The sequence below is a fragment of the Lactococcus sp. genome, from assembly GCF_036648155.1.
In the GTDB taxonomy this organism is placed as follows: domain Bacteria; phylum Bacillota; class Bacilli; order Lactobacillales; family Streptococcaceae; genus Lactococcus; species Lactococcus cremoris.
The window spans coordinates 1-768 of sequence record NZ_JAVXIY010000027.1; the positions used below are offsets into that span (position 1 = coordinate 1).

The following is a 768-nucleotide window of genomic DNA, read 5'->3' on the forward strand; positions in this document are numbered from 1 at the left end:
ATCAAATCTAGATTCGTTCCGGCTAGGGTTGTTCCAACATTGGTAATTCGTCCAGAATCTCCAGCATTCATAGTATAGCTCGATGCCGGTGTCGTTGGTCCGTCCGTTCCACCAAAGTTTTCAGCACTGATTTGACCTGTTGTTTGACCTTTGATTGGAATAACCTGCGTATTTGCCGACCAATGTAACCCATCTGGAGTCAGAAAATTATTGGGAACAAGGTTGTTAGCTTTGATTGTAATATTGATATCATCTAGCGTGGCTGGCCCTGTGATGTCATTGGCGACTGAACCGGTCGCTTCAATACTGCTGATTGCAGGGTCTTGACCATTAGCTTGACTGGCAATTGAACCATTTGTGGGAGCAGGATTTATGATTGTTCCACTTGCCGAAAGACTTGATGCAATTGTGACTTTTGCTTTTGATGAATCAAAAGGAACACTTGGGACTTTTGAAGTCAAGGCGTTTGTTTTCGAGCCTGAACTGGTCGAACTTACAGTCTCTGATGAATTAGAGTTTGCTTCTATACTTAAAGCCTGATCCGAACTGGCATTTAGAACCTGAGCTGAACTGGTTGAAGAAGACGAATCTGAATTGGCAATTGGACCCTGAGCCGAACCTGCCAAAGCTGGTGAATCTGAACTGGTACTTGGACTTGGGGCTGTGCTTGCCTGTGAAGGTTGTGAGATCACCTCTTTAGTTTGCATTTCTGCCTGTGAACTTCCTGTATTTCCTTCGGTTGTCGAATCAGACACGGCAAGGGAAGAA

At 44.7% G+C, this 768-nt stretch carries 1 pseudogene; it reads right to left on the minus strand.

Annotated elements, in window-relative coordinates:
* A pseudogene (locus RSC39_RS11920) lies at positions 1-768 on the minus strand (cell wall anchor protein); the annotation flags it as partial.